We start from the raw sequence: 16686 nt of genomic DNA, 5'->3' as shown, positions 1-16686 counted from the left end.
CCTACCGCCCCATCAACCCTTCGCGGCGGAACGAGAAATCCCCCTCGCGGGCGATGATGATGTGGTCCAGCAGGCGGATGTCGAACAGCTCCGCAGCGCGCGCGACCCGCTCGGTCAGCGCCTTGTCCTGCCCGCTCGCCTCGGGGGTGCCCGAAGGATGGTTGTGGATCAGGATCAACTGCGTGGCGAGCAGCTCCAGCGCCCGTTTGACGATCAGCCGGTGATCGACCACCGTGCCTGTCACCCCGCCCTGGCTCACGCGCTGACGCTCGATGATGCGGTTCGACGAAGTGAGGTAAACCACCCAGCACTCCTCGTGGGCGAGGCGTTGCAGCTGCGGCCGGAACAGCCGCACCACGTCGTCGCTCGTCGCCACGGAATCAGCCTCCGCAGCTCGGTCCGCTGCCGCGCGGCGTCCGAACTCCGCAGCCGCCAGCAGCATCCGCGCCCGTTTCAGACCCAGTCCGCCGACCATGCGCAGGCGGGCTTCGGACTCCCCGGCGATACGCGCCGGCGAACCGTCGTAAGCCTCCAGCAACGCCCGGGCCGCCTGCCCGTCCTCGATGAGCAGGGTCAGCAGCTCGGCATCGTCCAAAGCCTCCACACCCCGTGCGGCCATTTTATCGCGAATATTTTTCATGGGCTCTCAGACGATCGACCTTGTCCAACAGCGAAGCGCACTGTTCGTCGCTCAGATACTGCGCCACGGAGAACGACGCATGCTGCTCGGCCTCCTTTTTCGACTCCCCGGCGCCGTGCCCCACCTCCATGTCGTCGATCAGCACCGTACAGCAGAACACCGGGTGGTTCGACGCATACTCCTTGTCGTGCTCCGTGCGGAACTCGATCCGGTGGCGGTTCTTCTGGCTCCACTCGATCAGGCGGCTTTTGAAATCGGTCTCCGACTCGGTAAGCTCCTCCAAATCCAGAAACCGCAGGTAAATATCGTTGATCAGCAGGCGGTTGACGAACTCATACCCCTGATCCAGATAGACCGCCCCCATCATCGCCTCGAAGGCGTCGCCGTAGATATGCTTCTGAGAGATGCCCGCCCCGCCGTTCGAGATCACGTGGACATCCAGCCCCAGTTTCACCGCCAACGCATTGAGCGACTGGCGCGAGACGATCTTCGACCGCAGCTGGGTCATGAACCCCTCGTCGCGGTCGGGGTATTCGATGAAGAGATAGTCCGAAGTCACGGCCTCGATCACCGCGTCGCCCAGATACTCCAGGCGCTCATTGTTGATCGAACGGCCGTCCTCCAAAACCAAAGAAGCTGACTTGTGAATCAAAGCCAGCTTGTAAAGTTCGATGTTGTGCGGAATGAATCCGAACAGATCATCGACAATTCTGTAATACGCCCGGTCACGCCCGTAATTCCGCCGCAGCGGACGCAATAGAAAATCAATCACGGCAACGGGTCGTCAACGGGGTTAGAGCTTGCGGAAAATGATCGTCGAGTTATGACCGCCGAATCCGAACGTGTTGCTCAGCGCGCATTTCACATCGCGTTTCTGCGCCTTGTTGAGCGTCAGGTTCAGCTTCGGGTCGATCCCGGGATCGAGGTTCTCGCAGTTGATCGTGGGGGGCACCACGCCGTGCGTCATCGCAAAGATGCAGGCCAGGGCCTCGACGGCTCCGGCGGCACCCAGCAGGTGGCCCGTCATCGACTTGGTCGAGGAGATGTTGACATCGTACACGTGCTCGCCCAGAACGCCCGCTACGGCTTTCAGCTCGGGAATGTCGCCCGCGGGGGTCGAGGTTCCGTGCACGTTCACATAGTCGATGTCCTCGGGTTTGATGCCGGCGTCCTTGATGGCGTCGCGCATCGCCTTCATGGCACCCTTGCCCTCGGGGTGGGGAGCCGTGAAGTGGTAGGCGTCGGCCGAAGCGCCTCCGCCGACGACCTCGCAGTAGATCTTCGCACCGCGCGCCTTGGCGTGCTCATACTCCTCGAGGATCAGCGCCCCGGCGCCCTCGCCGATCACGAATCCGTCGCGGTCCTTGTCGAAAGGACGCGAAGCGTGCTGCGGATCGTCGTTGCGCGTCGAAAGCGCCTGCATGGAGTTGAAGCCGCCGACCGAAGGCTCGTTGACCGCAGCCTCCGAACCGCCCGCCACCATCACGTCGGCCTTGCCGTAGCGGATGGCGTCGAAAGCGGCCATGATGCCGTGGTTCGACGAAGCGCAGGCCGACACGGTGCAGTAGTTCGGCCCCATGAAGCCGTACTTCATGGAGATGAAACCGGCAGCGATGTCGGAGATCATGCGGGGAATAAAGAATGGGCTAAACCGCGGGGTTCCGTCCCCGGCGGCCCAGCCCAGACACTCATCGAAGAAAGATTTGATTCCTCCGATGCCCGAGCTCCAAATGACACCCACCTGCTCCTTATCGACCTTGTCGAGATCGAGGGCCGAATCCTCCACGGCCTGCGTGGCGGCGATCAGGGCATACTGGGTGAACAGGTCGTATTTGCGAACCTCCTTGCGGTCGAAATACTGAGCCGGGTCGTAATTCTTTACTTCACAAGCGAATTGGGTCTTAAACTTTTCGGCATTGAAATGAGTAATCGGTGCGGCACCGCTGACTCCCTTCTCCAGATTCGAAAAAAACTCCTCTATATTATTACCGAGCGGGTTGATCGTACCGATGCCCGTAACAACTACTCTTCTTCCCGTCATAAATTTAAGGCTTTGTTGGCCGTGAACGAAATTCTAAAAGAAAAAATTATTTCTTGTGCTCCTCGATGTACTTGATGGCGTCACCTACGGTAGCGATCTTCTCAGCGTCCTCATCCGGGATCTGGATATCGAAAGCCTTCTCGAACTCCATGATCAGCTCTACGGTGTCGAGCGAGTCTGCGCCCAGGTGGTTGGTGAAGCTTGCTTCGGGTACTACCTCCGACTCCTTGACACCCAGTTTGTCGACGATGATCTCGACAACTTTTGATTGAACTTCTGACATAATTTTAATTTTTTAGTTAAACAATTATTTGGAAATAGTTCATATACATTTCCAGAGCAATTTTGCGCAAAAGTAACACTTTTTTTATTACTTTTGACAAAACGGCCCGATTTTTTATTCACAACTTTTTCGACATTTAGCACAAAATTTTAATTAATACGTTCAAAACCATATCCTTATGAAATTGCTTCTGATCTCGAATTCGACCAATGCCGGCGAAGAATATCTGCGTTATCCGCTGCCCGAAATAGGCCGGTTTCTCGACGGGGTGCGCGAAGCGGTCTTCGTGCCCTATGCCGCGGTCACCTTCTCCTACGCCGAATACGAGAAGAAGGTGCAGGCGCGTTTCGCCGAACTCGGCATCCGCGTCCGCTCGGTCCACCGGGCCAAAGACCCCGCCGCGCTGATCCGCACGGCCGAAGCCGTCTGCGTGGGCGGCGGCAACACCTTCGCCCTGGCCAAAAAGATGCAGCAGCAGGGGCTGATGAAGGCCATCCTCCGCAAAATCAAGGCCGGAACCCCCTACGTAGGATGGTCCGCCGGCAGCAACGTCTGCTGTCCGACGATCTGCACCACCAACGATATGCCCATCGTGGAGCCCGAATCGTTCGGGGCCATCGGGGCCGTGAAGTTCCAGATCAACCCCCACTACCTCGACGCCAACCCCGCGGGACACGCGGGCGAGACGCGCGATCAGCGCATTCTGGAGTACATCGAGGCCAATCCGCGCCGCTGGGTGGCCGGACTGCGCGAAGGGTGCATGCTGCGGCTGGAGAACGGGAAACTGGAGCTGATCGGCAAACGCCCGATGCGGATGTTCCGCAAGGGTGTCGAAACGTTCGAGGTCGAACCCGGCGGCGATCTCTCTTTTTTATTATAAATAGGTATATCCGCTATGAAAGTACTGATTGCGGGCATGGGCCTCATCGGAGGCTCGTTCGCCCTGGCCCTGCGCGACCACGAACTCGCGGAGGAGATACTCGGGGTGGAGAACTCCGAAGAACACGCCGCCGAAGCCCTGCAACTGGGGCTGGCGGACCGCATGGTGACGTTCGAAGAGGGCGTCGCCGAGGCGGACCTCGTGGTGCTGGCCACCCCCGCCGACACCATTCCGCTGATGGCCGTCAAGGCCCTCAACCGCGTGAACGACAAGCAGGTGGTGATGGACATGGGTTCGATCAAAAGCGAGCTGTGCGAGGTGATCTCGATGCACGCGCACCGCGGGCGCTTCGTCGCCGCACACCCGATGTGGGGCACGGAGTACAGCGGCCCGAAAGCCGCTCAGCGGGGCGCCTTCACGGGGCGCAGCGTCGTGCTGTGCGACACCGTCCGCAGCGACAAGGACGCGCTGGCGGTCGTCGAGCGGATCTTCCGCACGCTGGGTTGCCCGGCAGTCTACATGGACCCCGAGGAACACGACCTGCACGCAGCCTACGTCTCGCACATCTCGCACGTCACGTCGTTCGCGCTGGCCCTCACGGTGCTCGAAAAGGAGCGCGAGGAGCGCCACATCTTCGACCTGGCGGGCGGCGGTTTCGAGAGCACGGTGCGTCTGGCCAAGAGTTCCGCGGCGACGTGGGTGCCGATCCTGCTGCAAAACAAGTACAACGTGCTGGATGTCCTGCGCGAGCACATCCACCAGTTGCAGATCATGCGCCGGATGCTCGAACGCGACGACGCCGAGGGGCTGAAAAACGCCATGGAGCGCGCCAACACCATTCAACGCATCATCCATTGACGACGACGGCCGAAACGGGACAGGCCGGCGAGCGGGCCGCGACCGAACACCTCCGCCGCGAGGGGTACGACATCCGCGCCCTCAACTGGCGGCAGGGCCGCTACGAACTGGACATCGTGGCCCTGAAAGAGGGCGTGCTGCACTTCGTGGAGGTCAAAACCCGTCGGGCGGGATCGCTCACGCCGCCCGAAGCGGCCGCCACGCAGCGGAAATTCCGGGCCCTGAGCCGCGCCGCCGAATGCTACCTGCGCACGACGGGCTGGGAGGGCGAAGTGCAGTTCGACCTGGCTGCGGCCGAGGCGTTTCCCGACGGAACGATCCGCGTCGAGCTGATCGAAAATGCGCTGGAATACAACTGGTAATTTTGCAGTTCCGACAAATTGTGCTATCTTTGCCGGACTGAAAAAAGAACTTCCTGACGCTGAGCCGCGAACGGCCGGAGCACAGGGAACAAGAAACTGAAAACCTCAACACCGTAAATACCGATGTGGTTCTATAATTTCGGTCTGCTTCTCTATGTATGGGCCATACGCCTCGTAGCGCCGCGTCATCAGAAGGCCCGGCTCTGGCTCGAAGGCCGCAAAGACCTTTTCCGCCGCATGCGGGAAGCAATCGACCCCTCCGCCCGGATCGTCTGGGTGCATGTCGCCTCGCTCGGGGAGTTCGAGCAGGGACGCCCCATCATCGAACAGATCCGCAAGACCCGTCCCGAATACAAGATCCTCGTCACCTTCTTCTCGCCCTCGGGCTACGAGATCCGCAAGAACTACAAGGGCGCCGACTACATCTTCTACCTGCCGCTCGACACGCCGCGCAACGCCCGCCGGTTCCTCGACATCGCCCGTCCCGAAATCGCAATCTTCGTCAAATACGAATACTGGCTCAACCTGCTGCGCGAACTGCGCCGCCGCAAGGTCCGCACCTACGTCGTGTCGGCCATCTTCCGGCGCAATTCGGTCTTCTTCCGCCCCTACGGCGGCATGTGGCGGCAGGCGCTGGAGTCGTTCGACGTGATGTTCGTGCAGAACGAGGAGTCGAAAAAACTACTGGCGACGCTCGGATTCGACAACGTGCTGGTGGCCGGCGACACGCGTTTCGACCGCGTCGCCGAGATCGCCCGGACGGCCAAGCAGATAGATGTCATCGAACGCTTCAAGGCCGACGACCGGCTGTTCGTCGCAGGCTCCACGTGGGAGCCCGACGAAGAGCTGCTGATCCGGCTTATCAACGACAATCCCTGCGTGAAATTCGTCGTCGCGCCTCATGAGATGGACGAGGGGCGCATCGCGCACCTGATGTCCGAGGTCAAGGGCGGCGCGCTGCGCTACACGCAATGCACGCCCCGCACCTCGTACGGGTCGCGCCAGGTGCTGATCCTCGACACCGTGGGCATCCTCGCATCGGTCTACGGCTACGCCACATGGAGCTACATCGGCGGCGGATTCGGCGTCGGCATCCACAATACGCTCGAAGCCGCGACGTTCGGCCTTCCGGTGGCATTCGGCCCCAACTACCAGAAATTCAAGGAGGCCCGCGATCTGGTGACGCTCGGCGCGGCGCGTTCGGTCACCGACTACGAGCAGCTGCGGGCGTGGTTCGTCCCCCTGCGCGACAACGAAGAGTTCCTCCAGAAGACCAGCCGCATCGCCAAGGACTACACCACGCGCCATCAGGGTGCGACGGACATCATCGTCAAGACGATCTTCCACTGATCCGGCAATCTCCGAAAAAACGTGCAGCCTCCACGAAGGAGGCTGCACGTTTCATTTTCAATCGGCGTCCGGAGCCGGAGAATCACTCGTAAAATAGAGCGATTCGCAATGCTTTTTCAACTCCTTCCACGGATAATAGGGACCTCCGGGGATCGGCAGCCGGGCGTCGCGCTCGTTGTGCAGCACACGGACCCGCACATCGCCCGTCGCGGGATTGCGGAAGAAGACGAACTGGATGTTGGTGCCCATCGGCGTCACGGTCTGGGCATTCCACACTGTGGCAACGTCGTCGAGCGACTCCACGCGCGTCGAAGCACCCTCGACGCCCAGCAGGGCCAGCAGCGGCGTTATGCAGGTGTCGTGCCCGAAGCGCAGCGAAGCCGAGAGGTCCGACTCACCCCGGACGACCTCGTCGGCCGTCTCGACGATGTTGCGCAGCAGCGCCCCGGCATCGGCGACGATCGGGTCCCCGAAGCGGGCCGAGGGCCCCATCTGCATATAGCGAAGGGCGTTCTCGCACTCCCAGAGCGAGTAGAGCTCCTCGTCGGTAAAGATGTCGTAGAAGGGTTCGATGCCCAGGTGGCTAACGTCCTGAACGATGCTGGCGAGCATGTAAAGATCCTGCATCAGCTCCAGCGGCTCGGCGACCGCCCGGGGATCGGTGACCAGCGACCGCACCAGACGGTCGGGGTTCAGCCGCGCACGGCTCAGGCTGTCGGCGACCGCCGCAACCGCCTTGCGGGCAAGCACCAGCGAATTCCCCCGCGCCATATAGTCGAGATAACGGCCGCTCGCATCGCGGGTGGTCGTGATCGCCGGATTCAGCTCTTTGAGGCGTTCGTTGAAGGCCGCCATGCTCAGGATGCAGCGCGGCACGAGCGTCGAACGGCTCTCGACGCGGCACACGCGGCCGCCGTCGGTCGAGAAGACCTCGGGCCAGGCCGCATACATGCGCTCGGCAATGCCCCGGTGCTCGGCCGTTCCGCGGGGCGAAAGGTCCCCGTAACGCAGGTACGCATCTGCGGCCAGCGCCTCGACCTTCGCCAAGACCTCCTGTCCCTTAGGTGTCAGTTTGCCGGCCTCGGAGGCTTGCAGCAGGACGCCGAGGGGCCGGTCGTACGCCTTCTCCGAGGAGTGGTAACGGCTGCCGTGACGGCCGTAATGGCTGATGTAGAAAGGTTCGTAGCCCGCGGGAACCGGCGCCGCGGGACCGGGCAGGTATTCGTAGGAGCGGTAGATGCCCGCCGAGCGTTCGGGATGTGCGGCGAACTCGGCAGGGGTGGGCTGCGCCGCAGCGCAGATCGCGGCCAGCAGCGACAACGCCAGCAGCCGGGTTTTCAGGGTAAAGTATCTCATAATCAGCATTTGTTGGTCATTATCCGGAGCACGAGCCGGTCGGTCTCGTCCATGCCCTCGCGGCCGATGGCCGTCAGATTGCGGATGCAGCGGTCCACATCCTCCTCGATGATGCCCTCGACGGAACTGACACAGCGGCCGTCCATAGCCATCATCGCCGAGAGCACGGCCGTCGAGACGCCGCTCGTGAGTTTCATCGCACAGCTGGGTTTGGCGCCGTCGCAGATCATCCCCGTCAGGTTGGCGATCATGTTCTTCACCGCTGCGGCCGCCTGTTCGTAACCGCCGCCCATCAGGTAGGTGATGCCGCAGCTCGAACCCGTCGCCGCCACCACGCAGCCGCACAGGGCCGACAGCCGTCCGAGGCTCTGCTTGATATAAATCACCGTCAGGTGGCTCAGCGCCAGCGCCCGGATCGTCTGCTCCTCCGAGGCATGCACTTCGTCGGCATAGACCGCCACGGGAAGCGTCGCGGCGATGCCCTGATTGCCGCTGCCCGAGTTGCTCATCACGGGAATCATCGCCCCGGCCATCCGGGCGTCGCAGGCCGCCGAGGTGTAGGAGAGAATCCGCGTGAAGAGGCTGTCGCCCATCACCTTCCGCTCCCGGTCGCAGCGCAGCGTGCGGCCCACGCAGTGGCCGTACTCCCTGGCCAGCGACCGCTCGGCGGCGGCCATGTTCAGGCGGCGGGTTTCGAGGATGAAGCGCAGTTCGTCCACGGGCGAAGTCATGGCGAAATCCCACACCCGGGCCAGGGTCAGGGGCACCTCCCCCGCCTCCTCGTCGCACCCCGCCGGGGTCCGCTTGTCGAACAACACCTCGCCGTCGCGGCTCACGAAGACGAAATCCGTATGCCCGCCGGCAATGACCGCCACGGCCCGATGCCCGGCGGCTTCGACCTCCGCCTCGATGTAGAGCTTTTCGCAGACGCCCTCTTTCAATCCGATCGAGATGCACCGCCGGCCGATCATCTCCCGGCCGCGTTCCACGGCCTCCGGCGTCACGTCGCGCAACACCTCCAGCCGGTATTCCGAACGGCCGATCAAAGCCCCGAGAGCCACGGCGATCGGCAGTCCGATCATCCCCGTTCCGGGAATCCCGACGCCCATAGCGTTCTTGAGGATGTTGGCGCTCAGGCGCACGGCGATCCTTTCGGGCCCGGCGCCCAGCGTCTCCGCGGCGCGCGCCGTACACAACGCCACGGCGATCGGCTCGGTGCACCCGATGGCGGGCACCACCTCGCGGTTGATGAGATCTATGATTCTGCGTCGTTCGGATAAAGACAGCATAGCGGGTTATTCTTAGAATATGACAAATGGAAGCGCCGTTACGGCAGCGACATCAAAGATAGCGATTTTTCACTATTTTTGTCAACAGACAACGAACCGAATCATGGAAAATCCGAAAAACCGCAAGTGGAAAGTCCTCACGAGCGAATACCTCGCGCGCGAACCGTGGTTCACGGTCCGCCACGAGAGCCTCGAACTGCCCGACGGACGCCGCATTCCCGACTATTACGTCCTCGAATACCCCGACTGGATCAACGTCATCGCCATCACGCGCGACGGACGCTTCGTCTTCATCGACCAATACCGCCACGGCCTCGGGGAGACCTCCTACGAGATACCCGCCGGCGTGTCGGAACCCTCCGACGGGTCAATGCTCGCCGCGGCACAGCGCGAACTGGCCGAAGAGACGGGCTACGGCGGCGGCGAATGGCGGCTGCTCATGACCGTCTCGGCCAACCCCGCGACACAGAACAACCTCACCCACTGCTTCCTCGCCACGGGGGTCGGGCGGATCGGCGAACAGCACCTCGACCCGACGGAGGACCTGCGCGTGCATCTCCTGACGCGCGCGGAGGTGCTGGAGCTGCTGCGCACCGACCGCATCCGGCAGGCCCTGATGACCGCGCCGCTGTGGCGATACTTCGCCGAAAACCCCGCTCCGCCCGAAGAACCCCGGGAGGAGTGACGGCCCGATGAAAAAGGAGCGGCCCCTCGGGGACCGCTCCTTGCGTTTCGGAGACCGGACGGCTATTTGCCGACGGTCTGGGCCAGCGCCGCGAAGCAGCGCGACGGATCGAGCCCGAGGGCGGCCATCAGCTCCGCTTCGGGAAGGCTGCCGCGCGTGATCGAACGCAGACCGTGGCCCGCCGTGTACAGATTGGCGTTCTCAGCATACCCCGCGGCATCCTGCCCGCAGAGGTAGCGGACGTGCTCCACCGGAATGTTCTTCCCGTCGTAGACCGAAAGGTCGGCGACATAGACCAGATTCAGGGGCGCCTTGAAGACGAAATCCTGCATTCCGGCCAGTTTGCGGAGATCGCCCTCGGCGACGCGCACGAGTTTGTGCGCCCGGGCATCGTAGGCATACGCGCCCTCGGCGAAGAAGGCGTAGACGCGGATCGGATAGAGCGCCAGCGCCGAAGGAGCCGTCAGGCGCCCCTGGTCCGGACGGTTGATGCCGGCGGCGGCCCACATCACGCCCGAAAGCTCCTCGAGCGTCAGCGGATCGGCGCTGTACTCGCGCCACGAACGACGGGCGGCCAACGCCTGACCGACGGTCGCTCCGCCCACCGTATCGGGGGCCGAAAGGACGATCTCGGGGCCGTGTTTCACTTCGGTCCGGCTCTCCGCGGCCTTTTGGGCCGACGGGGCGCCTCCGCACGCCGCCAGCAGCAGCGCGGCACAGGCAAACAGTTTCGTTTTCATAGTCTTGCGTTTTTTTCGGTTCCCGGCAAAAATAATGCACGCGAAGCACAATAGCAAATTTATCCGCACGCATTCCTCGACGAAGCGATCCCGGCGGCGATCCCCGCACGGAAACAGCGGTCCGAAAGCCCGATTCCGCAAAACGTACCCCGAAGCGCGGGATTTTTTCGTAACTTTGCCCGCATGAAACCCGAAACCATCCATACCGTCGTCTTTTCGCCGACGGGAACCTCGAAAAAAATCGCCGCGGCCGTGGCCCGGGCCATCGCCTCCGCGACCGGAACCGCCGCATCCGTCCCGCTGAAAACCATCGACCTGACGCACTCGGCCGGGCAACCCGCAACGCTCCCCGCCGACACCGTGGCCGTGATCGCCGCCCCGGTTTACGGGGGCCGCGTCGCCCCAACGGCCGTGAAACGCTTTGAAACGCTCCGGGGCGAAGGCACTCCCGCTGTCGTCATCGCCGTCTACGGCAACCGGGCATTCGAAAAAGCCGTCGCGGAGTTGGCCGGACTGGCCTCGCGGCAGGGATTCGTCCCGGTGGCTGCCGGGGCTTTCGTCGGGGAGCATTCGTACAGCACCCCCGAAACGCCCGTCGCCGCGGGACGCCCCGATACGCAGGACCTCGCAGAGGCCGAGGCGTTCGGCGCCGCAGTGCGCGAAAAACTCGCCGCCGGAAACCTCACGCCGGTCGATGCCGCCGGGCTGAAAGACGTGCGGACACCGCTGCTGCCGATGCTGCGGTTCATCCGCTTCGTGCTGGGCTACCGCCGCCGGCAGCGGAAAAATCCCGTCGTCTATCTGCCCGCAGGCAATGCCGACCTCTGCACCCGCTGCGGCCGCTGTGCGGCGATCTGTCCCACGCAGGCCATCGCCCGCGGCGACGAAACGCACACCGATCCGGCGCGCTGCATCCGCTGCTGCGCCTGCGTCAAGGGATGCCCGGTCGGGGCGCGGAGTTTCCACACCCCCTTCGCCGCAGCCCTCGCACGCAATTTCACCCGACGCAAACCGCCCGTAACCCGCTTATAGACCATGATCGAACGCATCGAATCCCCGGCGCCCGCCGAACTGGAAGCCCTGACCGATCTGTGGGATCGGTCGGTACGCGCCACGCACGACTTCCTCGCCCCGGAGGACATCGCCTTTTTCCGCCGCATGGTGCGCGAGGAGGCGCTTCCGGGCGTGGAGGAGCTCCACGTGATCCGGGACGAAAAAAACGGCTTCGCAGCCTTTGCGGGTGTCGAAGCCGGAAAACTCGAAATGCTGTTCGTCGCGCCCGAGAAGCGCGGGAGAGGTTTGGGGCGCGAACTCGTGGAATATCTCGTCGCCCGCCGCGGCGTACGGCGCGTGGATGTCAACGAGCAGAACGCGCAGGCCGCGGGATTCTATGCCCGGATGGGTTTCCGCGTCGTTTCGCGCAGCGAGACGGACCCCTCGGGCCGCCCCTACCCCATTCTCCACCTGTCGCTTTAAGCCCGGATCAGCACCGTCACGGACATCGGCCCGTGGGCGCCGAAGACCAGCGCCTGTTCGATGTCGGCGGTCTTCGAAGGCCCCGACATGAAACACCCGTAGCCGAAATCGTCCACCTCGGGACGCACAACCGCCTCGTGCATGGTGTCCACGATCGCATCCTTCGGGATGACGATCACGAGGGCCGTGGCCCCGAAATAGAGGGCTTTGTGGCGGATGTCCTGCGCGATCCACACCGCACCGTTCTCCGCGACGCCGAACGCCCCTTTCACGACGCCCAGATCGACATCGACCAGTTCGCGCGCATCCTCCACGGCATCGGGGTCGAGCGTGGCGACGTTCAGTTCGGGCATCGCCGAAGCGATCGTCCGCGCATCGGGATAACAGCGGCGGACCGCCTCGTCGAGGGTTTCGCCCGGCAGCATCCGCACCGCCCGGCCGCCGGCGGCTTCGAGCCGTTCGGCGAACATAGCCGCGGGGGCGTCGAAGCGCTGGGGCGTGAAACCCGGCGCAGGATAGGGATATTCGGGCATCCCGTCGGCCGAAAGTTTTTTCAATATGATCTCTTTGCTATTCATTGTCTTGCTTTTTTCACCGGCTTTTCTCTTCGCACGGTCGTTATCGCCGCCTCCGGCGTCGTTTACAAATCCGACCCACCCCTAAATCCCCTCCTCAGGAGGGGACTTGGTGCCGCCATGCGGCAAGGAGCGTTGCGGACAGCCTTGCTACTTATTCGCCTTTTTCCACCATCCATTGAAAGTCTTCGGCGCGAAAGGCGGCATGGCACGGCCGGGGGCGCTCCACGGGTTGAGCCCGTTTTCGAGCACGAAGCGCGGGAGCTTCTCCGCCGCGCGGGCCAGGGCGATGCCGCCGTAGAATCGCCGCCGTCCGCCCATGACGAAGTCCATGCCCTTGACCGAGAGTTTCTTCACCGGATCGGCCAGGTGCATCCCGTCCAGCTGCTGCCGCCACATGTAGATCTGCTCCCCGAGGTCGATCTGCGCCGGGCAGACATCCGAACAGGAGTAGCAGAGCGAGCAGGCCGAGACGTTGCCGTGGTGGAGCTTCGGCGAACGCAGCATCCCGAGGTTGATGCCCAGCGGTCCGGGGATGAAATAGGAATAAGTATAGCCTCCCGAACGGCGGTAAACCGGGCAGGTGTTCATGCAGGCCCCGCAGCGGAGGCACTTGAGCATGTTGCGGTGCGCGGCATCGGCCAGCCATTCCGAACGGCCGTTATCGACCAGAATAACGTGAATCCGTTTCCCCGGGGCGGGACGGCGGTAGAGCGAGGTGTAGCTCGTGACGGGCTGTCCGGTGCCCGAACGCGCCAGCAGGCGCGTGAAAACCGCCAGCGCCTCCATGTCGGGGATCACCTTCTCGATTCCCATGATGGCGATGTGCAGGTCGGCGAACGAGGTGCCCAAATCGGCATTGCCCTCGTTGGTGCAGACGGCCAGCGCCCCCGTGGAGGCCACGGCGAAGTTGACGCCCGTCATCGAGATGTCGGCCCCGAGGAACTTCGGCCGCAGGGCCCTGCGGGCCGCGTGGGTCAGGTAGGTGGGGTCGCTGTTGCCCGGCTCGGTGCCCATCTCGCGCTCGAAAAGAGCCCCGACCTCCTCGCGCCGCACGGCGATCGCAGGCAGGACGATGTGGCTGGGCGGCCGGTGCAACAGCTGCATGATCCGCTCCCCGAGGTCGCTCTCCACGGCATCTATGCCCCGTTCGTGCAGGTAGGGCGTCAACCCGCACTCCTCCGAGAGCATCGACTTGCTCTTGATGAGGTTCGTGCCCCCGTGCTCGCGGACCAGCTGCCAGACGATCTCGTTCATCTCGGCGGCGTCCTTCGCCCAATGGACCGTCATGCCGTTGGCCGAGGCGTTGCGCTCGAACTCGCAGAGATAGTGCCCCAGGCGGCTCAGGGTGTGGCGTTTGATCTCCGACGACCGGCGCCGCAGCTCCTCCCACTCGGGAACCGTCATCATCATCCGGTCGCGCTTCTCGCGCACGGCATACAGCGCCTTGTCGTGCCAGGCCATGCGTTCGGCGTCGGCGACGAACCGTTTCGCGGCTTTGGAATGGGTGCTCATAACTTCGAATTGAGGATTTCAACGATATGGAGGGTCTTCACCGGCAATTTTTCACGGTCGATGATCCCCTGCATGTGCATCAGGCACGACGAATCGGCCCCGGTGATGTACTCGGCCCCGGTGTCGATGTGCCGCCGGACCTTGGCGCGCCCCATAGCCACCGACACGGCGTTCTCCTCGACGGAGAACATCCCGCCGAAGCCGCAGCACTCGTCCCGCCGCTCGGGCTCCATGACCTCGACGCCCTCGACCAGCGCCAGCAGGTCGCGGAGTTTCGACCGAAGGGGCACGTTCATCTCGCTGGGCGACGAGAGCCCCATCTTGCGCACCCCGTGGCAGGAGTTGTGCAGGCTCACCCGGTGCGGGAAACGGGCGTCCAACCGCGCAGGCTTCACCACGTCGTGCAGGAACTCGCAAATCTCCCAGATGCGCGCATCGACGCACGCATGCTCCCTGTAATTGTCCAGCAGCCGCGGGTAGCCCTCGCGCACGAAGACCACGCAGCTGGCCGACGGACCCACGACGTAATCGTATTTTTCGAACAGCGCGTTCATGCGTTCCGCCAGCGCCTTGGCGTCCTTTTCGAACCCCGCATTGGCCATCGGCTGACCGCAGCAGGTCTGGTCCAGCGGGTATTCGACCTCGCAGCCGACCTTGCGCAGCAGTTCGTACGACGCCCGGCCCACCTGGGGATACACCGCATTGACGTAACAGGGAATGAACAATCCGACCTTCATTCGTTTTTCCATTTTAATGCCGGCCCGAACCCCACCGAAGATACGGATTTTTCCGGGATTCGTGCATCGGCAATGACTTTCCGTCCGCTAAATTACAAAAAAAGAGGGCCCGGTATCCCGGTCCCTCCCGTTTCGGGTGCATTTTTCACTTGATCTCGATCCGTCGGGCGGCGGCAGCGGCCTCCGTCACCTTGCGTTTCGGGATCTCGATGGTCATCACGCCGTTCTCGACCTTGGCCGAGATCTTGTCGCGCTCGACGTTGTCGGGCAGCAGCAGGCTCTGCTGGAACTGCGTGTAGGAAAACTCCCGGCGCAGGTAAGTGCCCTTATGCTCCTTGTCCTCCTCCTTGGACTCGTTCTTCTTCTCCATCGAGATGATCAGTTCGTTGTCCTCGTTGAGATGAACCTTGAAATCCTCCTTGGTCATGCCCGGAGCAGCCACTTCGACCTTGTATTCGTCGTCGTTCTCCAGGATGTTGACGGCCGGAGCCGTGGCGTTGCGGCGCTCTACGAGCCAATCGTTGCCCAGAAAATCGTTGAAAATGCTCGGCAGCCAGTTCTGATTACGTCTTGCAGGTACCATAGTTTTGTCCTCCTTGAATTATTTTGGTTTAACATTCGTTTCCTTTCGCCCGCCCCCTCCGGAGCGGATTCATCCCTATACGGTCAAATCCTGTGCCATGCACGAAAGAATGATAAAATGTCACGAATTGTCACAGATGCTGAAAAAATGTCCTGACAGAACGACATTGCGGCGACATTTGTTTACATTTACGACATGGACCAAGAATCGACATTCCGGCAGGCGGTGCCCCGCGAGGCGCCCCTCATCATGCAGATCATCCGGCAGGCGCAGGCCCGGATGCGCGCGGCAGGCAGCAGCCAATGGCAGGACGGGTATCCCGCCCCGGGACATATCTCGGCGGACATCGGCCGCGGCTGCGGCTATGTGCTGTGCAGGCCCGGCGTCAGGGAATGCCGTGCGATCATCGCCTACGGCGCGGTGGCGTTCGACGGAGAACCGGCCTACGAGGCCCTCGAAGGCGAATGGCTCACCGACGGGCCTTACGTAGTGGTACACCGCATGGCCGTCGCCGACGGCGAATGCGGCAAGGGCGTGGCGGCGGAGTTCCTGCGCCATGCGGAGGAGATGGCCCGGGAACGTGGCATCGGCGCATTCCGCATCGACACCAACCATGACAACCGTCCCATGCTGCGGCTGCTCGAACGCATGGGATTCACCTTCTGCGGAAAGGTCGTCTACCGGAGCGGCGAACGGCTGGCGTTCGAGAAGAGGCTCTGAGCGGGAAGGCTCCGCGGGCAGCCATCACGGCGCGGTGCGGCGCGGCCAAGCGTGAGCCGGGCACGCAACCGGGCGTGTAGCCGGGCAAGACCGGCGCCCCGCGGCGCAGACTATATGCCGAGCGGATCGGCCGGTGCGGGACGTGCGGTGACGATGCTGTCAACGACGAATTTCGTGAACCCCCGCCAGGGCAGCGCACCGAAATACTCCCGGTAGTGCAGTTCGAGGGTCTTGCCGCCTTGCAACATCAGTTCGCGGGCGAGCGCCTCATCCTCGACCGAAAATTCGAACTCATAGGACTGGATCGACCCGGCGGCCTTCGAACGGATGCCCGTCTGGATCAGTTTGCCTTCGTAAGTCTTGAAAACGAGTCCCTTGTAAACGACGTAGTTCAGTTCCCCGCTCTTCACGCCTTCGCCGAAGACGAAATAGAAGCGGAAATAGAAGAACACGGCCAGCCCGACGGCAAGCAGGACCGTGATGATGCCCCAATATTTTTTCATAACTCTTTTGTTCGGCCGCGCGCGGCGGCAATCATTTGCAAAGGTAACAAAAAGCGGAACCGTTTCAAAACCCAATCGCGGCCAATGCGACAA

General features: G+C 62.7%; 20 protein-coding genes. 8 read left to right on the top strand and 12 right to left on the bottom strand.

Going from position 1 to position 16686, the window contains the following annotated elements; translation table 11 throughout:
- Nucleotide 1 precedes the first annotated feature (1 nt).
- The 4 genes from NQ519_RS11075 to NQ519_RS11060 are packed head-to-tail and all read right to left on the bottom strand — an operon-like array spanning nt 2 to nt 2964.
- Nucleotides 2–619: a JAB domain-containing protein gene (locus NQ519_RS11075; RefSeq protein WP_019151095.1), complete on the bottom strand. Its 618-nt coding sequence runs from the start codon at nt 617–619 to the stop codon at nt 2–4.
- 1 nt (nt 620) lies between these two features.
- The gene (gene rnc / locus NQ519_RS11070) at nt 621–1397 is read right to left on the bottom strand and encodes a ribonuclease III (RefSeq protein WP_019151096.1); all 777 of its coding nucleotides are present in this window, start codon (nt 1395–1397) and stop codon (nt 621–623) included.
- Nucleotides 1398–1433: 36 nt separating this feature from the next.
- Nucleotides 1434–2681: a beta-ketoacyl-ACP synthase II gene (fabF, locus tag NQ519_RS11065; RefSeq protein WP_019151097.1), complete on the bottom strand. Its 1248-nt coding sequence runs from the start codon at nt 2679–2681 to the stop codon at nt 1434–1436.
- Between the two features lie 46 nt (nt 2682–2727).
- Nucleotides 2728–2964 (bottom strand): acyl carrier protein, encoded by a 237-nt coding sequence (locus tag NQ519_RS11060; RefSeq protein WP_018694937.1) that lies wholly within the window; start codon nt 2962–2964, stop codon nt 2728–2730.
- Nucleotides 2965–3142: 178 nt separating this feature from the next.
- On the opposite strand from NQ519_RS11060, the gene pepE reads away from it, so the two are divergent.
- The 4 genes from pepE (at nt 3143) to NQ519_RS11040 (ending at nt 6414) form a co-directional block, all read left to right on the top strand.
- Nucleotides 3143–3844, top strand: coding sequence for a dipeptidase PepE (gene pepE, locus NQ519_RS11055; protein ID WP_019151098.1), 702 nt, complete (start codon nt 3143–3145; stop codon nt 3842–3844).
- Between the two features lie 15 nt (nt 3845–3859).
- On the top strand, nt 3860–4702 hold the full coding sequence (locus tag NQ519_RS11050; protein WP_019151099.1) for a prephenate dehydrogenase: 843 nt from the start codon (nt 3860–3862) through the stop codon (nt 4700–4702).
- Nucleotides 4699–5064 carry a YraN family protein gene (locus NQ519_RS11045; RefSeq protein WP_019151100.1) on the top strand — a complete coding sequence of 122 codons (366 nt, stop codon included), beginning with the start codon at nt 4699–4701 and terminating at the stop codon, nt 5062–5064. Before NQ519_RS11050 ends, NQ519_RS11045 begins: the two co-directional genes overlap by 4 nt.
- Before the next feature lie 123 nt (nt 5065–5187).
- Complete coding sequence (locus NQ519_RS11040; RefSeq protein ID WP_019151101.1) at nt 5188–6414, top strand: 3-deoxy-D-manno-octulosonic acid transferase; 1227 nt, start codon at nt 5188–5190, stop codon at nt 6412–6414.
- Nucleotides 6415–6471: 57 nt separating this feature from the next.
- On the opposite strand, the gene NQ519_RS11035 is transcribed toward NQ519_RS11040, so the two are convergent.
- Together NQ519_RS11035 and NQ519_RS11030 are read right to left on the bottom strand one after the other, a co-directional pair.
- Complete coding sequence (locus tag NQ519_RS11035) at nt 6472–7779, bottom strand: histidine-type phosphatase (RefSeq protein ID WP_019151102.1); 1308 nt, start codon at nt 7777–7779, stop codon at nt 6472–6474.
- A complete protein-coding gene (locus tag NQ519_RS11030; RefSeq protein ID WP_019151103.1) occupies nt 7773–9059 on the bottom strand; it encodes an L-cysteine desulfidase family protein in 1287 nt (428 codons plus the stop codon). The genes NQ519_RS11035 and NQ519_RS11030 overlap by 7 nt, the downstream gene beginning before the upstream one ends.
- Nucleotides 9060–9162: 103 nt before the next feature.
- On the opposite strand from NQ519_RS11030, the gene NQ519_RS11025 reads away from it, so the two are divergent.
- Nucleotides 9163–9744: an NUDIX hydrolase gene (locus NQ519_RS11025; RefSeq protein WP_019151104.1), complete on the top strand. Its 582-nt coding sequence runs from the start codon at nt 9163–9165 to the stop codon at nt 9742–9744.
- A gap of 62 nt (nt 9745–9806) precedes the next feature.
- Here the strand turns inward: NQ519_RS11025 and NQ519_RS11020 are convergent, their stop codons facing one another.
- Nucleotides 9807–10484, bottom strand: a complete 678-nt coding sequence (locus NQ519_RS11020; protein WP_019151105.1) for a nitroreductase family protein — start codon at nt 10482–10484, stop codon at nt 9807–9809.
- A gap of 183 nt (nt 10485–10667) precedes the next feature.
- On the opposite strand from NQ519_RS11020, the gene NQ519_RS11015 reads away from it, so the two are divergent.
- Nucleotides 10668–11516 (top strand): 4Fe-4S binding protein, encoded by an 849-nt coding sequence (locus NQ519_RS11015; protein ID WP_019151106.1) that lies wholly within the window; start codon nt 10668–10670, stop codon nt 11514–11516.
- A 3-nt stretch (nt 11517–11519) separates the two neighbouring features.
- Nucleotides 11520–11960, top strand: coding sequence for a GNAT family N-acetyltransferase (locus tag NQ519_RS11010; RefSeq protein WP_019151107.1), 441 nt, complete (start codon nt 11520–11522; stop codon nt 11958–11960).
- Here NQ519_RS11010 and NQ519_RS11005 read toward each other — a convergent pair.
- The 4 genes from NQ519_RS11005 to NQ519_RS10990 form a co-directional block, all read right to left on the bottom strand.
- The gene (locus NQ519_RS11005) at nt 11957–12538 is read right to left on the bottom strand and encodes a LutC/YkgG family protein (RefSeq protein ID WP_019151108.1); all 582 of its coding nucleotides are present in this window, start codon (nt 12536–12538) and stop codon (nt 11957–11959) included. The two genes, NQ519_RS11010 and NQ519_RS11005, sit on opposite strands and share 4 nt — an antisense overlap.
- Nucleotides 12539–12685: 147 nt before the next feature.
- Nucleotides 12686–14050, bottom strand: coding sequence for a lactate utilization protein B (locus NQ519_RS11000; RefSeq protein WP_019151109.1), 1365 nt, complete (start codon nt 14048–14050; stop codon nt 12686–12688).
- Nucleotides 14047–14787 (bottom strand): (Fe-S)-binding protein, encoded by a 741-nt coding sequence (locus NQ519_RS10995; protein WP_026076601.1) that lies wholly within the window; start codon nt 14785–14787, stop codon nt 14047–14049. The genes NQ519_RS11000 and NQ519_RS10995 overlap by 4 nt, the downstream gene beginning before the upstream one ends.
- 145 nt (nt 14788–14932) lie before the next feature.
- Nucleotides 14933–15370 carry an Hsp20/alpha crystallin family protein gene (locus NQ519_RS10990; RefSeq protein WP_019151111.1) on the bottom strand — a complete coding sequence of 146 codons (438 nt, stop codon included), beginning with the start codon at nt 15368–15370 and terminating at the stop codon, nt 14933–14935.
- 195 nt (nt 15371–15565) lie between these two features.
- On the opposite strand from NQ519_RS10990, the gene NQ519_RS10985 reads away from it, so the two are divergent.
- Nucleotides 15566–16090 carry a GNAT family N-acetyltransferase gene (locus NQ519_RS10985; protein ID WP_019151112.1) on the top strand — a complete coding sequence of 175 codons (525 nt, stop codon included), beginning with the start codon at nt 15566–15568 and terminating at the stop codon, nt 16088–16090.
- A 110-nt stretch (nt 16091–16200) separates the two neighbouring features.
- On the opposite strand, the gene NQ519_RS10980 is transcribed toward NQ519_RS10985, so the two are convergent.
- On the bottom strand, nt 16201–16593 hold the full coding sequence (locus NQ519_RS10980; protein ID WP_019151113.1) for a hypothetical protein: 393 nt from the start codon (nt 16591–16593) through the stop codon (nt 16201–16203).
- Between the last annotated feature and the right edge of the window lie 93 nt (nt 16594–16686).

Source organism: Alistipes senegalensis JC50, assembly GCF_025145645.1.
In the GTDB taxonomy this organism is placed as follows: Bacteria; Bacteroidota; Bacteroidia; order Bacteroidales; family Rikenellaceae; genus Alistipes; species Alistipes senegalensis.
This window is presented reverse-complemented; position numbering and strand designations above follow the sequence as displayed.

Coding starts and splice junctions, on each gene's coding strand:
- NQ519_RS11075 (WP_019151095.1), bottom strand. CDS start 619: ATGGCCGCACGGGGTGTGGAGGCTTTGGACGATGCCGAGCTGCTGACC.
- fabF (WP_019151097.1), bottom strand. CDS start 2,681: ATGACGGGAAGAAGAGTAGTTGTTACGGGCATCGGTACGATCAACCCG.
- NQ519_RS11060 (WP_018694937.1), bottom strand. CDS start 2,964: ATGTCAGAAGTTCAATCAAAAGTTGTCGAGATCATCGTCGACAAACTG.
- pepE (WP_019151098.1), top strand. CDS start 3,143: ATGAAATTGCTTCTGATCTCGAATTCGACCAATGCCGGCGAAGAATAT.
- NQ519_RS11050 (WP_019151099.1), top strand. CDS start 3,860: ATGAAAGTACTGATTGCGGGCATGGGCCTCATCGGAGGCTCGTTCGCC.
- NQ519_RS11040 (WP_019151101.1), top strand. CDS start 5,188: ATGTGGTTCTATAATTTCGGTCTGCTTCTCTATGTATGGGCCATACGC.
- NQ519_RS11035 (WP_019151102.1), bottom strand. CDS start 7,779: ATGCTGATTATGAGATACTTTACCCTGAAAACCCGGCTGCTGGCGTTG.
- NQ519_RS11030 (WP_019151103.1), bottom strand. CDS start 9,059: ATGCTGTCTTTATCCGAACGACGCAGAATCATAGATCTCATCAACCGC.
- NQ519_RS11025 (WP_019151104.1), top strand. CDS start 9,163: ATGGAAAATCCGAAAAACCGCAAGTGGAAAGTCCTCACGAGCGAATAC.
- NQ519_RS11020 (WP_019151105.1), bottom strand. CDS start 10,484: ATGAAAACGAAACTGTTTGCCTGTGCCGCGCTGCTGCTGGCGGCGTGC.
- NQ519_RS11015 (WP_019151106.1), top strand. CDS start 10,668: ATGAAACCCGAAACCATCCATACCGTCGTCTTTTCGCCGACGGGAACC.
- NQ519_RS11010 (WP_019151107.1), top strand. CDS start 11,520: ATGATCGAACGCATCGAATCCCCGGCGCCCGCCGAACTGGAAGCCCTG.
- NQ519_RS11005 (WP_019151108.1), bottom strand. CDS start 12,538: ATGAATAGCAAAGAGATCATATTGAAAAAACTTTCGGCCGACGGGATG.
- NQ519_RS11000 (WP_019151109.1), bottom strand. CDS start 14,050: ATGAGCACCCATTCCAAAGCCGCGAAACGGTTCGTCGCCGACGCCGAA.
- NQ519_RS10995 (WP_026076601.1), bottom strand. CDS start 14,787: ATGAAGGTCGGATTGTTCATTCCCTGTTACGTCAATGCGGTGTATCCC.
- NQ519_RS10990 (WP_019151111.1), bottom strand. CDS start 15,370: ATGGTACCTGCAAGACGTAATCAGAACTGGCTGCCGAGCATTTTCAAC.
- NQ519_RS10985 (WP_019151112.1), top strand. CDS start 15,566: ATGGACCAAGAATCGACATTCCGGCAGGCGGTGCCCCGCGAGGCGCCC.
- NQ519_RS10980 (WP_019151113.1), bottom strand. CDS start 16,593: ATGAAAAAATATTGGGGCATCATCACGGTCCTGCTTGCCGTCGGGCTG.